Genomic DNA, 12,730 nt, shown 5'->3' with positions numbered 1-12,730 from the left:
TTAATAATGACAAAAATTACTATTATTTACTAATAGATTTATCAAATAGTCAATTCCTTTAGATGTTATTCTCCTGCCTCTTGAACTTTTTTCTACTAATTTTAAATAAAGTAAATGAGGTTCTATTTCATTTATAATTCTTTCTTTATTAGTATTTAAAATACCACATATTGCATCAACAGAAACTCACTTTTCGTTGAATGATTCATTTAATAAATTCAAATAATCAATATGCTCTTTGTTTAATCCATCTTTATATAATTCTAAATGTTTAAAAGTCTCTAAAACAGTCTTTTTAGTAATTTTTTTAGAATTATCTTTAAGTGAGAAATCAAATGCTCTTTTTAATAAATGATTGGCAATTCTTGGGGTATATCTTGAATAAGAAGATAATAATTTTAAACTTTCTTCGTCTATTTCCACATTCATTTTTTCTTTATTATTCTTTAAAATTTTTATAATATCTTCTTCTTTATATTTTCCTAAATTACTAATTAAACCAAATCTATCTCTAAATGGTTGGCTTAAAATGTTTATTTTAGTTGTAGCACCAATTAACGTAAAGTGACTTAAATTCATTCTCATGACTTTACTATTGCCTTCAACTCCTAAAATAATATCAACTTTAAAATCTTCCATAGCGTTATATATTAGTTCTTCTACACTTTTATTTATACTATGAATTTCATCTATGAAAATAATATCATTATCATTTATATTAGCAAAAACACTTAAAATGTCTAATTTTTTTTCTAATAATGAGCCTTGCAAATAATGTACTTTGCTTCCAACTTCGTTTGCAATTATATTTGCTAAAGTGGTTTTGCCTGTTCCTGGAGGACCACTAAAGATAATATGATCAAGAGTTTCATTTCTGAACTTTGCTCCGTTAATCATTGTCTTAAGAGTATATATTATTTTTTCTTGCCCAACAAATTCTTCAAAATTATTAGGTCTAAGCAATTGCATTTTCATAATTATAAGTTGATATTATTTTTATAGCTTCTTCAACCATATCTTCTATATTTTCAGAATGTTTTATATTTAATAACGCATTGTCAATTTGTTTAGATTTAAATCCTAAAATTTTTAATGTTTGTTTTACTTCATTTATATTAACATTTTCCTTTATGTTTTTATTTGCTTGATCAGTTCCAATTATTTTTTTTCATTTTTCTTGTAGCTCAGCTATTATTAATTTAGCATTTTTATTGTTCAAATAATTAGCTTCTAATAAACCTTGAAAATCTCCTAACGAAATTATTGATGCCATTTTTTCTCATCCTTTATCTAAAATATTGAATGCAACTTTTGGTCCTATGCCATTTAATTTTATTAAATCAATAAATAATAATCTCTCTTTAAAATCTTTAAAAGCATATGTGACATGTAAATAATCATTTCTTATTTCATATAAGTATAATTTTAATTTTTGATCTTTTTCAACTCTTTCATTTTTAGGTATTATAAGTGAATATCCTACTCCTTGTGATTCAAATATAATATTAGAATTATTTTTGTAAACAATTTCTCCAATTCTGTATAAAATCATTTTTACCTCCAAACTATTATTTGTTTTTTTAAGTTAAATTACCAAAAAATATAATTTTTGAAACTTTTTTATAAAAAGTCTAACTAATTCCATTTTTTGGTAATTTTACTTGATTAACAATAATAAAAAAATGAGTATGAACGAAAATTTTAATATAGATGTTATATGCAATGAATTATACAAATACAACTATAAAATAGATAGTATTGATTTTTTTAATAATAAATTATTTTTAAATGTATCTGATTTTAAAGAAAATCAAGTATGTCAATTTTTAATTGAAGGCAAAAATAAAATTATTAAAAATAAAGAGTATAAGTTAAAAAAAGATTTTTTAAATAAAATGAAGGAAATATTAAAAATTGAATAAAAAAAATTCCATTTAAGGAATCAAAACATGGTGCGCGGGGAGGGACTTGAACCCTCATGCTGTAAAGCACTAGAGCCTAAATCTAGCGTGTCTGCCAATTTCACCACTCGCGCAAACATTTAAAAAATAAAAAAATGGTGCCGTCTATAGGACTCGAACCTACGACCTACTGATTACAAGTCAGTTGCTCTACCAACTGAGCTAAGACGGCATGGTGGAGAATAAGGGGCTTGAACCCATGACCTCCGCCTTGTAAGGGCGATGCTCTCCCAACTGAGCTAATTCTCCAAAAATGGTAGTCTGTACGGGGATCGAACCCGTGTATGCATGGATGAAAACCATGTGTGTTAACCGCTTCACCAACAGACCATATATGGCGCCGATTACAAGGATTGAACTTGTGACCAACTGGTTAACAGCCAGCTGCTCTACCGCTGAGCTAAATCGGCATATAGTAGTATTATATATTATTTTTATAATTAAGAAATAAAAATAATATTTTTTTTATTTATTTTAAATATGGACAAATTGACCAATATAAATATATCAAATATTTTAAAAAAGCAAAATAAAAAAATATTAATATAATTAAAACTATTTTATATTTAATTCTTTAGTTTCAATTCTATCAATATCTTTACCTAATTCAATTTCTACTTTTATTTCTTTTGTTTTATCATTTATTCATAAAATTCTAAAATTTACATCATTTTGCGAAAATCTTGAATTTTTTCTTAAACTATGACTTATTTTTTGGCTTAAAAATTCTTTTAAAGTTAATTCAGCTTCACTTTCTTCAATTCCTAAATCTATTTCTAATCTTTTAAAAATTTCTTTCATTTTAACTGAACCGGAAACATGAAATAGTTCAAGACTTATTTCAAAAAAGTCTTCTCATTCTTCTTGATCAAACTCGTCATATATTTCACCAACCAACTCTTCTAAAATATCTTCCATTGTTATTATTCCAATTACTTCTGAGTTTGATGTTGTTTTAGTAACAAATGCCATTTGCGATTTTTGCAATCTCATTTTTTCTAAAGCAGAACTTAAAGTTTGATTAACTGAAGTATAAGGAACAGGTTTAAAATAATTTATAACTTTTCCTTTTTTTAAGTAAAAAATATCTTTTAAATGTACTATACCAATTAATTTATTATCTTTTAAAACAGGTAACCTACTATAATTAGTTTCTTTAAATATTTCTAATGCATCTAAAACACTAGCGCTTGAATCTATTGTATATACATCTTTTATTCTTATAAAATGTTTATTAACTTTTGTGCTATCTAAATCTAAAGCATTTTGAGCCATTAAACTTTCATTAGCTTCCAAAACTCCTTCATTTTGTGCAACATCAATTAAATTTTTAACATCTTTTTCAGTATTAGTAATAAGAATTTTTTTACCAAATTTACTTATAGGAAAAGTAAATGGTCAAAAAATATAATATAAAGCTTGTAGTAAATAACAAAATGTTTTAGCAGTTTTTTCAGGATGTTTCTTCGCTATTAATTTTGGTAATATTTCACCAAACAAAACAATTATAGGAGTCATAATAGCAGTTGAAATTAAAATTACTAAATGGTTATTTTCGCCAGTTAAAATTCATTTGCTCAATAAATAACTAACAAGCGAAGAAGAAGCGATATTTACAATATTATTACAAATTAAAATAGTACTTAATGTTTGATTGAAAAATTCATATTGTTTTTTTATAATTTTTGCACCAAATTGTTTTTGTTCAACCATAGTTTCTATTTTTCCCTTATTTAAAGACGTATACGCAGTTTCACTGGCACTAAATATTCCACTTAAAATAAGTAACATAAGAAGAACAATAAATAAAATAATTTCTACAATTATTTGTGTATTCATTATTAATCGTCCATCCCTTCTGTAAGGGTTTTATCATATAAATGATATATATCTTCAAACTTTCCGCAATTCATTTTAAATAACAACTTATAAATGCCTGTAGGACCGTTTCTATGCTTAGCCATAATAACGTCTGTAAATTCACCTAAATCACCAAATTGTTCTTTTTCTTTTTGAATTTCTTCTTGTGATTTTTTTTGATAATAGTTTTTTCTAAACAAAAACATAACCATATCAGCATCTTGTTCAATTGTTCCAGATTCCCTTAAATCAGATAAAAGAGGTTTTTTATCCTCACGTTTTTCTACTTCACGTGATAACTGACTTAAAGAAATAATTGGAATTTTTAATTCAAGTGCTAAAGTTTTTAAATTTCTACTTATTGTAGAAACTTCAACTTGTCTATCTCTTGAAGGTTTAGTTGCATCAACTGCTAATAATTGTAAATAATCGATAATAATTAAATCAATAGGTTTTATTTTATGTAACCTGCGACATTTTCATAGTAATGTAGATAAATCAGTTTTAGCAGATTCATCTATAAATAAATCTAATTTATTGATTATAGTTTCTCTAACAGACATAATTTTAAACAATTCTGCTTCGTTTAATTCTCTTGGTTTTTTAAACTTAGCCATATCTATTTCTGAATTTATCCCGTATAATCTTCCCATTAATTGTTTTGCAGGCATTTCCAATGTAAAAAATACAACTCTTTTGCCGCTTAACGCTGCATTATTGGCTATATTTAGGGCAAAAGCTGTTTTTCCCATCGCAGGACGTGCAGCTAAAATAATAAGTTCGCCACCTTGAAAACCTTGTGTTGATTCGTCTATTTCTTTATAACCAGAAGCTACACCTGTAACCCCTTCTTTGCCTAAATTTCTTCTTATTTTTAAATCTTCTATAAACTCATCAGACGCTTGTGAAGAGGTTAAAAAATCTGAATCACTTTTGTTTACTTCAATATTTAATAATAAATTATGTAATTCACTTATTATTTCTTTATCATTTACATTAATGTTTGTATTTAAAGTGTGTTGAATTTTATTAATCTTTTGTGATATCTCTCTTAATTTAGTTAATTTTTCTAATTCTTGTAAATAAAAAGTTATATTAGATGATAATCCAGCATTTAATTCTAGATTTGCTAAATAATCATAATTAATAAAATTTAGTTTTTTTCTAATTGCTAAATTTAACACTTGTTCCCTATTTATTGTTATATTCTTCTCAAAAAGCTCTTTTATTATTTCAAAAAAACTAGCATTTTCAGTTGAAGAAAAATCTTCCTTAGTTAAGTAAGGAATAATTTTTTGAGCATTACTATTTTTTATATAAACAAGGCCTAATATAGATATTTCCATTTCTTTATTAGAAAAATTAACTTTACTATCCATATTTACCTCAAATTATTTAATAGTTACATTAAGTGTGACATTTAATTTTGCAACAATATCTTTATAAATAATAACATCTACAATATGTTCACCTTTTTGAACTAAATGAACTTTTTGAATGGCATATTTATCTAATTTATAACCTTTTTTTTGTAGTTCCTTAACTATATCTTTTGTTGATACAGTTCCGTGTAGAATTAAATTTGAATTATTGTCTACATGAGCTGTTAAATTATAAATTAACTTTTCTTTTTCAATTTTATCCTTTAACTCTAATGCCTCATGTCTATTTTCCATTTCAGTATTAGTTAAATCTTTTAATCTTTTTTCTAAATCTTTTTTGGTTTTCTCATTATATGGAACTGCTAGACCTTTTGCAATTAAAAAATTTGTGCCATAGCCATTAGCTACTTCAATAATTGTATTAGCTTTTCCATCTTTAGAATCTTTTATTAATATTACTTTCATCTTTTGCACTCACAATCGCTTGTATTATATTATCTTTAAAAACATCAAAACTTTCACTTGATGTTGCTGCAGAAGTACTATAGTGACCACCTCCACCAACTTCTTCTGCAATTAATTGAACATTTACGTTTATACCCCTTGCACTCAATTTATAGGTATTTGTATTTTCTAATTTTGCTACAACAAATGCAGCTTTTCTACCACTTATCCTTAAAATTTGTTCAGCTGCAACACTAATAACATCATTAGAAAGAGATATATCTTTTGAAGCTAAGAAATAACCTTCTTTAACTTCATACATATTTTTAAGTAATTCATCAACTTTCTCTTGTGTTTCTTTGTCAATTTTTAATGCTTCACTACTCAATGAAGAATTAGCACCTTTTTCTTCTAATCAACTAGCTGCTTGAAAAGTTCTAGAATTTACATGTTTAGTAAATTGAAGAGTATCTAAATAAATTCCATTTAAAAGCATTTGAGCTGTTTGAATATTTAAATCTACTTTTTGATTAGCAAACATTATAATTTCAGTTACTATTTCACTAGCACTAGAAGTTGATGAATCAATGTATCTATTTAATTTTGGAGAAAAATCAACATTTGTTGATAATCTATGGTGATCAATTATAAAAATATTGTTAGTTCTAGCATTCGAAATACATTCTGGATTATCTGTTCTTCTAAAATCTGCTATATCTAATAAAAATACTAATGTGTTTTCATCAGTTAATTTATTTGCTTGTTGAGGTTTTATAAATAAATCATCTGCATTCGAAAATAGTTGTTTTATAGATTTTTTAGTAGTATCGTCTTGCGTTGTTGAACAAATATATGCTTCTTTTCCATATGTTTTAGCTATAGCAACTATACCTAAAGATGCACCAACAGCATCCAAATCAGCATTTGTATGACCATAACAAATAACTTTTGTTATTTTTGGATCTTTAAGCCTTGATTCAATGCTATGAGTAATTGATTTTATTTTTGTTCTACTTATGTCATGTAGTATTTCACTTGATGATCCATAGTACATAGGCTTGCTTGTATTTGAAACAATTACAACTTGATCTCCACCTCTACTTTGAGCTTGTAATAACGCACTCTTTGCATTCTCCATTTTTTCCCATAATTTCCTATATCCAGTAGCAAATCCTGCAGAAACGGAAATAATTATGTTACTTTGTTTAGATTGCTCCAATGCTTTATGAAGAGGTTTTAAAAAACTAAAGTTTGTTTCTTCCATCTTTTTTAATGATTCTTTATTTGTAAAAACAAAAAATTTTCCATTTGTATATTGCCTATATATTAAATTATATTTTTGCACTAATGAATCGAGAATATTTATAAAAACTTTATTTATTTTATAAATATCTTCTTCAGAAAGAATAGATTGATATAGTTGATAATTATCAAACTCTATTTCACCTATAACACTTAATTCAGCATCATAAATATCTTCAATATTTTTTTGTATAGAAATATCTCTTATTGTTAGGCAATTTTGAATAGTTCAAATATTTGCATCATAGTATATATCATTATTATTAAATTGAATTTTGTTAGTAGTTGGTTTGAAATCAATATTATATTTATTAAAAAAATCAATTAAAGAAGAACCAATTCATTTTTTTCCAAAATGATTGTTAATAAAAGTTGAAACTCATAAAATCTTATAATCATTATCATAAATAATAACACCTAGTGAATTATGACTTATAACTTCATCAACAAAATGATTAAAAGATTTTTTTACAATTGTATTTTTATAAGCATACTTATAAGATATTAATATACCAATTATTCCTAAAATTAAAACACTAAAAGTTATACCAATAATTGTTAATACTCAATACTTTGTTTCCGAAAGAAATACAAATGATAAAATAGACCCTAAAATTAATAAAAAGGTCAATGATGAAAATAATATGTATAAAAAGATTTTTTTATTGAATTTCATAATAGTTAAATTATAATATAAAATATTATATATTTAACTTTAAAAAAGAAGGTCAAATGAATTTTGATGATATTTTTATAACAACAACAGATACTGTTAATGGTATTGGCGGTCCAATAAACGATAATACTTTAAAATGCTTGTATCACCTTAAAAAAAGGGATATTAGTAAAAAAATTATGATTTTAGTAGGTTCAATTGAACAAGCAAAATCATTTAATGAATGAAATGAAGAAGCAACCGAATTTGCTAATAAATATTGACCTGGAGCATATTCTATAATTATAAATAATCAAGGTTTTAGAATGCCTAACCAAAAACGATTAATAAAATTTTTATTAAAAAACGGTCCTATGTATGTTACTAGTGCAAATATTTCAGGTAAAAAGCCAATTGAAATTTCAGAAGCTAAAAAAGTTTTTCCAGCTATTAAAAATATATATAACTTTGGCAAGCCAAATAATAATCCAAGCAAAATTTATAATTTAGATACAAAAGAGTGAATAAGATAATTTATAATTTAATTATTAAAGTAATTTTAATTATAAAGGAGATAAAATGTCAATTCCAACACCTCATATAAGTTGTAAAAAAGGCGAAATAGCTAAAATTGTTTTAATGCCAGGCGATCCTTTAAGAGCTGAATATATGGCTAAAAATTTTTTAGAAAATCCTAAACTTGTTTCTTCTGTTAGAAATATGTATTTTTTTACAGGAACATACAAAGGCAAAGAAGTTACAATTGGAGCTAGCGGTATGGGTGCTGCTTCAATGGGTATCTATGCTTACGAATTATTTAGTTTTTATGATGTTGATACAATTATAAGAGTAGGTTCTACTGGTTCATATATAGAAGAATTAGATGCAAAACAACCAGTTTTAGTTAATAGAGCATATGCAGATGGATTAGGATTTATTGAATTAATGACCGGAGAAAAAGAACATAATTCTTATCCATCTAAAGAAATTTTAGATGAGCTTAGAAAATCTGCTAAAAATATGAATGTTAATTTAGTAGAAGTAGCTTGTCATTCAACAGATGTTTTCTATAGTTTAAGACCATTAGAAGAAACTATAGAAAAAACAAATTGTCAAGTTGTTGATAATGAATGTTTTGCATTATTTGCTACTGCAAAAAGATGCAATAAAAAAGCGGCTGCATTATTAAGTGTTTCTGAAAACTTAATAACAGGTGCAAATATGACAAGCGATGAAAGATTATCAGAGTTTTCAACAATGTTTGAAATTGCTCTTAATTCTATAAAATAGTTGTTTTAGATAAAAAGACAAGTTTATTAAGCTTGTCTTTTTAATATAAAAAATCATTGGATTTTTGTATCCAATGAAAATTAAGTTAAATATTATTTTTCTTCTTTTTTAACTGTTTCTTTTTTAGAAGTTGGTGTTAAAACACGTACTCTTTCTTTTAAATAAGGCATAAGTGCCATGTAACGTGCTCTTTTAATAGCCATAGCTATTTTTCTTTGATCTTTTGCACAAGTACCTGTTGCTAAATGAGGTTTAATTGTTCCTGTACCAGTAATATATTTATTTAAAAAGTCAACATTTTTATAGTCAACATATTGAATATGTAATTCACAAAGTTCGCATCTTTTCTTAAAGTTATTTCTTTTTTTCTTAAAAATCATTTGAAACTCCTTATTTTATTAATCATTGTCAAAGTCAAAACCAAGATCATGTTTTGAACTTTCATTTTCATGTTCGAATTGAAAATTATTTTCATCATATGACATATCTTGATTAAACTTTACATTATTTGAGAAATTATTTGTTTGAGGATTAATATTTTGAACACTTCCTTGTCTTTTTTCAATAACAGAACGAGGTTCTAATAATGAAATATTTTCAACTGTTACATCAGTTGATCTATTTATTTGACCGTTTTCTTTTGAAGAAAACTGAGAAACAGTAAGTTGGCCTTCTATAGAAACTAAAGATCCCTTATTAACATATTGACTCATAAAACTAGCAGTATTTCTTCAAGCTACCAAAGAAATAAAATCTGTTTGTTGATTTTCTCTTGATGTTTGTCTTCTATTCACAGCAATAGTTGCTCTGATATACGGTGTACCACTTTGAGTATAATTTAATTTAATATCATTAGCTATTCTACCAATTAATATAACTTTATTCATATCAATGCCTCCTTTAATTGATTAATTATATAAACTATTCAGCATCAACTTTTTTAGTTGATTCTTTTTTAACTGTTCTAGTTTTAGATGCTTTTTCAATACCTTCAACTAATTTTTTAGTACCTTGTGATTTTACTTGTCTTGCTTCTTTGCTTAATACATTTTTGTGTACTTTTTTAACTTTATTAAACCCTTTTTCTGAATCTAAATTAATTACTAATTGTCTTCAAATAAATTTAGCTATATTACTTCTTCTTGTAAATTCAGCAACTTTGTTTGCTTCACCTTCAACTAAATAAACCATGTATTGTGCTTTTAATGATTTATTGATTGGGTATGCTAAATTAGATAATTCTAATTTTTCTGCTTTCTTAACTGCTGTTTTACCAAATGCTGTTTCAACAATTTGAGTTGCTTGTAAAGCATCTGCAGCTGGGTCAAGAATTAACATAATTTCATATTTGTTCATTTCTTATCTCCTTATGGACTTCAGGACTAAAATAGTCAAGGAGTATTCCCAATAAAAATATCTATATATAAAATACTCACATATATTATATTATAAGAATTGAAAAAAACATATAAAATAAATATTTTTACTAGAAATACTATAAAAAAGTTATTTTAGTAAAAAAATAAAAATAATAGTAATATAAGTAATTTTTTTTGTTTTTCAAATTAAAAAAATAAAAAAAATGAAAAATATGGAAAATATAGCATAAATTTTAAACTTTTTCAAATTTTGCTAATTTATATTTTAATAATAATATAATTTATATAGTCTTTTATTAGACTAATTTTATTTTAATCAAATTTACAAATATATTAAGAAGGATGTCATTATGAAATACAAATATGTTGATGTAAAAAAAATAATGGACAAACCAGAAGATATTATAAGAATATTAGATATCGATGGGAATTTAATTGATAGCAAATTTAAGTCTCCTTTATCAAAAGAAGAATTATTAGATGCTTATAAATGAATGGTATTATCTAGACAACAAGATACATACATGCTTCAATTGCAAAGACAAGGTAGAATGCTTACATTTCCACCTAACTTAGGTGAAGAAGCATTACAAGTTGCAACTGGTATGGCAATGGAAAAAAGAGACTGATTTGTTCCTGCTTTTAGATCAAATGCTGCTATGTTGCGTTTAGGTGTTCCTATGGTCAATTTAATGTTATATTGAAATGGTCAAGAATGAGGAAATAATATTCCAAAAGATGTTAATGTTTTACCTCCAAACATTGTTATTGGTACACAAATTAGTCAATGTGCTGGAATAGCTTTAAGTCAAAAATACTTAAAAACTGGTGGAGTTGCTGTTTCATTTATTGGTAATGGTGGAACAACAGAAGGTGAATTTGCTGAAGGTATTAACTTTGCAGCAGTTCAAGAATGACCAGCTGTATTTTGCGTAAATAACAATCAATGAGCTATAAGCACTCCTAACTCAGAAGAAACAGTAAGTAGTACAATTGCTGCTAAAGCTCATGCCTTTGGTTGCGCAGGAATTAGAGTTGATGGTAATGACTTATTAGCATCATATATTGCAATTAAAGAAGCAATTGAATATGCTAGAAATGAAAGTAAGCCTGTTATTGTTGAATTTTTAACATGAAGACAAGGACCTCATACTACAAGTGATAATCCAAAACTTTACAGAACAGAAGAACAAGAAAAAGAAAATGAAAAATGAGAACCAATGCATATAATTGAAAACTATCTTAAAACTCAAAAAATTCTTACTGATGATTTAAAAGAAACTATTTGAGCAGAAGCATTAGTTCAAGTTAAAAAAACTTATGAAGAATCATTAACAAAAATAGATACAAAATTAGAAGATATTTTTGATTACACATATGCAGAGTTAGATGATGATTTAAAAGAACAAAAAGCAGAAGCTATTAAATATTATGAAAGCTTAAAAGGAGGTAAATAATGTCTGATAAAATTACCGTAAATAATGTGCAAGCTGTTAATAATGCTTTAGATATTGCTATGGAAAAAGATGAAAGAGTTATTTCATATGGGCAAGATGCTGGTGTTGAAGGTGGTGTCTTTAGAGCTACCGAAGGATTGCAAAAAAAATATGGAAAACATAGATCATTTGATGCTCCAATTAGTGAAGCTGCTATAGCTGGTGTAGCAATAGGTGCTGCTATTAGTGGAATGAAACCTGTTGTTGAAATTCAATTCCAAGGTTTTTCATATCCTGCTATGCAACAAATGTTTACACATGCTGCTCGTTGAAGAAATAGATCAAGAGGCCGTTTTTCAGTTCCTATGGTAATGAGAATGCCTATGGGTGGTGGAATTAAAGCTATGGAACACCACTCAGAAGCTTTAGAAGCTATTTATGCTCATGTTCCTGGAGTTAAAGTTGTTATGCCTGCTTTTCCACATGATGTAAAAGGTTTATTATTAGCTGCTATTAATGATCCAGATCCTGTTGTATTTTTAGAAAATAAAAAAATATATAGAGCTGGTAAACAAGAAATTCCTGCTGGGTACTATACAGTTGAAATTGGTAAGGCTAACGTTTTAACACAAGGTGAAGACTTAACAATTGTTACCTATGGTGCACAAGTTTTTGATTGTATTAGTGCAATTAAAAAATACAAAGAAGTTAATCCAAACGTTTCAATTGAATTAATCGATTTAAGAACTATTAAACCTATGGACTTTCCAACAATTATGGAAAGTGTTAAAAAAACTGGAAGATTATTAGTTGTTCATGAAGCCGTTAAATCATTTTCAGTTTCAGCTGAAATTATGGCAAGAGTAAATGAAAAATGTTTTGAATATTTAAGAGCTCCAATGATGCGTGTTACTGGTTATGATGTGACTGTTCCTTTAGCAAAAGGTGAAATGTTATTTAACATAAATGATGAAAAAGTTTTAGCTAAAATTAAAGAAATTATGGACTTTAAATACTAATT

At 26.0% G+C, this 12,730-nt stretch carries 14 protein-coding genes and 5 tRNA genes; 5 read left to right on the top strand and 14 right to left on the bottom strand.

What is annotated here, in order from left to right; genetic code table 4:
- Both ruvB and ruvA read right to left on the bottom strand, forming a co-directional pair.
- Entirely contained in the window at positions 1 to 975 is a 975-nt protein-coding gene (gene ruvB, locus EXC47_RS03535) for a Holliday junction branch migration DNA helicase RuvB (RefSeq protein ID WP_129647185.1), read from the bottom strand.
- The gene (gene ruvA / locus EXC47_RS03530; protein WP_129647183.1) at positions 956 to 1,552 is read right to left on the bottom strand and encodes a Holliday junction branch migration protein RuvA; all 597 of its coding nucleotides are present in this window, start codon (positions 1,550 to 1,552) and stop codon (positions 956 to 958) included. Before ruvA ends, ruvB begins: the two co-directional genes overlap by 20 nt.
- A 136-nt stretch (positions 1,553 to 1,688) precedes the next feature.
- Between ruvA and EXC47_RS03525 the strand changes: the two genes are divergently transcribed.
- Positions 1,689 to 1,922 (top strand): hypothetical protein, encoded by a 234-nt coding sequence (locus tag EXC47_RS03525; RefSeq protein ID WP_165255966.1) that lies wholly within the window; start codon positions 1,689 to 1,691, stop codon positions 1,920 to 1,922.
- Positions 1,923 to 1,950: 28 nt separating this feature from the next.
- On the opposite strand, the gene EXC47_RS03520 is transcribed toward EXC47_RS03525, so the two are convergent.
- From EXC47_RS03520 to EXC47_RS03480, 9 genes are all read right to left on the bottom strand, one after another.
- A tRNA-Leu gene (locus EXC47_RS03520) sits at positions 1,951 to 2,035 on the bottom strand.
- Positions 2,036 to 2,057: 22 nt separating this feature from the next.
- Positions 2,058 to 2,133: transfer RNA gene (locus tag EXC47_RS03515), tRNA-Thr, on the bottom strand.
- A gap of 1 nt (position 2,134) precedes the next feature.
- A tRNA-Val gene (locus tag EXC47_RS03510) sits at positions 2,135 to 2,210 on the bottom strand.
- Between the two features lie 5 nt (positions 2,211 to 2,215).
- A tRNA-Glu gene (locus tag EXC47_RS03505) sits at positions 2,216 to 2,291 on the bottom strand.
- Between the two features lie 5 nt (positions 2,292 to 2,296).
- Positions 2,297 to 2,371 (bottom strand) — tRNA-Asn (locus EXC47_RS03500).
- A 145-nt stretch (positions 2,372 to 2,516) separates the two neighbouring features.
- Entirely contained in the window at positions 2,517 to 3,800 is a 1,284-nt protein-coding gene (locus EXC47_RS03495) for a hemolysin family protein (protein WP_129647179.1), read from the bottom strand.
- A gap of 2 nt (positions 3,801 to 3,802) precedes the next feature.
- Positions 3,803 to 5,200, bottom strand: coding sequence for a replicative DNA helicase (gene dnaB, locus EXC47_RS03490; protein WP_129647177.1), 1,398 nt, complete (start codon positions 5,198 to 5,200; stop codon positions 3,803 to 3,805).
- Positions 5,201 to 5,212: 12 nt separating this feature from the next.
- Positions 5,213 to 5,668, bottom strand: a complete 456-nt coding sequence (rplI, locus tag EXC47_RS03485) for a 50S ribosomal protein L9 (protein WP_129647174.1) — start codon at positions 5,666 to 5,668, stop codon at positions 5,213 to 5,215.
- Positions 5,640 to 7,625, bottom strand: a complete 1,986-nt coding sequence (locus EXC47_RS03480) for a GGDEF domain-containing protein (protein ID WP_129647172.1) — start codon at positions 7,623 to 7,625, stop codon at positions 5,640 to 5,642. The genes rplI and EXC47_RS03480 overlap by 29 nt, the downstream gene beginning before the upstream one ends.
- A gap of 56 nt (positions 7,626 to 7,681) precedes the next feature.
- Here EXC47_RS03480 and EXC47_RS03475 point away from each other — a divergent pair, with 56 nt between their 5' ends.
- On the top strand, positions 7,682 to 8,137 hold the full coding sequence (locus tag EXC47_RS03475) for a Sua5/YciO/YrdC/YwlC family protein (protein WP_129647170.1): 456 nt from the start codon (positions 7,682 to 7,684) through the stop codon (positions 8,135 to 8,137).
- Between the two features lie 52 nt (positions 8,138 to 8,189).
- Positions 8,190 to 8,894 carry a purine-nucleoside phosphorylase gene (locus EXC47_RS03470; protein WP_129647298.1) on the top strand — a complete coding sequence of 235 codons (705 nt, stop codon included), beginning with the start codon at positions 8,190 to 8,192 and terminating at the stop codon, positions 8,892 to 8,894.
- Between the two features lie 92 nt (positions 8,895 to 8,986).
- Here EXC47_RS03470 and rpsR read toward each other — a convergent pair whose 3' ends face one another.
- Genes rpsR through rpsF form a run of 3 tightly spaced genes read right to left on the bottom strand, consistent with a single transcriptional unit; the run spans position 8,987 to position 10,250 of the window.
- The gene (rpsR, locus tag EXC47_RS03465) at positions 8,987 to 9,274 is read right to left on the bottom strand and encodes a 30S ribosomal protein S18 (RefSeq protein ID WP_129647168.1); all 288 of its coding nucleotides are present in this window, start codon (positions 9,272 to 9,274) and stop codon (positions 8,987 to 8,989) included.
- 18 nt (positions 9,275 to 9,292) lie between these two features.
- On the bottom strand, positions 9,293 to 9,781 hold the full coding sequence (locus tag EXC47_RS03460) for a single-stranded DNA-binding protein (RefSeq protein WP_129647166.1): 489 nt from the start codon (positions 9,779 to 9,781) through the stop codon (positions 9,293 to 9,295).
- A gap of 34 nt (positions 9,782 to 9,815) precedes the next feature.
- Positions 9,816 to 10,250 (bottom strand): 30S ribosomal protein S6, encoded by a 435-nt coding sequence (gene rpsF, locus EXC47_RS03455; protein ID WP_129647164.1) that lies wholly within the window; start codon positions 10,248 to 10,250, stop codon positions 9,816 to 9,818.
- Positions 10,251 to 10,623: 373 nt separating this feature from the next.
- On the opposite strand from rpsF, the gene pdhA reads away from it, so the two are divergent.
- Entirely contained in the window at positions 10,624 to 11,730 is a 1,107-nt protein-coding gene (pdhA, locus tag EXC47_RS03450; protein ID WP_129647162.1) for a pyruvate dehydrogenase (acetyl-transferring) E1 component subunit alpha, read from the top strand.
- Positions 11,730 to 12,728 carry an alpha-ketoacid dehydrogenase subunit beta gene (locus tag EXC47_RS03445; protein WP_129647160.1) on the top strand — a complete coding sequence of 333 codons (999 nt, stop codon included), beginning with the start codon at positions 11,730 to 11,732 and terminating at the stop codon, positions 12,726 to 12,728. Before pdhA ends, EXC47_RS03445 begins: the two co-directional genes overlap by 1 nt.
- Positions 12,729 to 12,730: the final 2 nt, after the last annotated feature.

It is taken from the genome of Mycoplasmopsis maculosa (genome assembly GCF_900660665.1).
GTDB lineage: Bacteria > Bacillota_I > Bacilli_A > Mycoplasmatales > Metamycoplasmataceae > Mycoplasmopsis > Mycoplasmopsis maculosa.
This window is presented reverse-complemented; position numbering and strand designations above follow the sequence as displayed.